This is a genomic window from Mycobacterium sherrisii (genome assembly GCF_002102355.1).
In the GTDB taxonomy this organism is placed as follows: Bacteria; Actinomycetota; Actinomycetes; order Mycobacteriales; family Mycobacteriaceae; genus Mycobacterium; species Mycobacterium sherrisii.
This window is the reverse complement of sequence record NZ_LQPT01000113.1, coordinates 1-1,329: the sequence shown is the minus strand read 5'-3', so window position 1 is coordinate 1,329 and position 1,329 is coordinate 1. Positions and strand designations below refer to the sequence as shown.

The following is a 1,329-nucleotide window of genomic DNA, read 5'->3' as shown; positions in this document are numbered from 1 at the left end:
GGGACTGTCTGAATAACGGTGGATCTGGTCTTGGTTTGACACGCCGAGCGTGAGCTTGGTGGGGAGGACTGACGATGTCAGAAACACTCGAATCCGTGGCGAATGATGTGGATCAACGCCAGCTCGCTGAGCAGCTGCTGGCGCAAGCGAAAGAACAAGGTGTTGAGTTGGTCGGCCCGAATGGCCTGCTCAACCAGCTGACCAAGAACGTGCTCGAGACCGCGCTGGATGCGGAGATGACCGAGCATCTGGGCTATGACAAGCACGATCCTGCGGGGCGCGGCAGTGGCAATTCCCGCAACGGCACTCGGGCCAAAACGGTATTCACCGAGATCGGTCCGGTCGAGATCGAGGTGCCACGCGATACCAATGCCAGCTTCGATCCGCAGATCGTGCGCAAGCGCCAACGCCGCCTGACCGGCATTGATGAGATCGTGCTGTCGCTGACGGCCAAGGGGCTGACCACCGGGGAGATCGCCGCCCATTTCGATGATGTTTATGGGGCGACGGTGTCTAAGGACACCATCTCCAAGATCACCGATAAGGTCGTCGAGGAGATGACCGAGTGGTGCAACCGGCCCTTGGAGCCCGTGTATCCGGTGGTGTTCATCGACGCGATCTTGGTCAAGATCCGCGACGGACAGGTCACCAATCGGCCCGTCTATGTGGCCATCGGGGTGACCTGCACTGGTGAGCGCGACATCCTCGGGTTGTGGGCCGGCGATGGTGGCGAGGGTGCGAAGTTCTGGCTCTCGGTGCTGACCGAGATCAAGAACCGCGGCACCGCAGATGTGTGCATCGTGGTCTGCGACGGACTCAAAGGGCTGCCCGAGGCCGTCAACACCGTCTGGGATCGAGCTGTCATCCAGACCTGTGTGATTCACCTGTTGCGCAACACGTTTCGCTACGCATCCCGAAAGTACTGGGACCAGATCGCCAAGGACATTCGGCCGGTGTACACCGCGGCCACCGAGGCTGCGGCCAAGGAACGATTCGTCGAGTTCACCGCCAGCTGGGGTGCCCAGTATCCAGCGATCATCAAACTCTGGGAGAACGCATGGAGCGAGTTCGTGCCGTTCCTGGACTACGACGTCGAGATCCGCCGCGTCATCTGTAGCACCAACGCAATCGAATCACTGAATGCCCGTTATCGCCGGGCAATTCGGGCCCGTGGGCATTTCCCGACCGAGCAGGCAGCGCTCAAGTGCCTCTACCTGGTGACCCGATCCCTAGACCCCACCGGCCGAGGTAAGGCACGATGGGCAATGAGGTGGAAGCCCGCACTCAACGCGTTCGCGATCACCTTCAACGGCCGGATCACTCCGACTG

At 60.9% G+C, this 1,329-nt stretch carries 1 protein-coding gene; it reads left to right on the top strand.

Translation table 11 applies throughout. The features are described 5' to 3' along the window. Positions 1-74: 74 nt before the first annotated feature. The coding region (locus tag AWC25_RS24140) for an IS256 family transposase (protein ID WP_085167995.1) at positions 75-1,329 on the top strand (1,255 nt) is incomplete at its 3' end.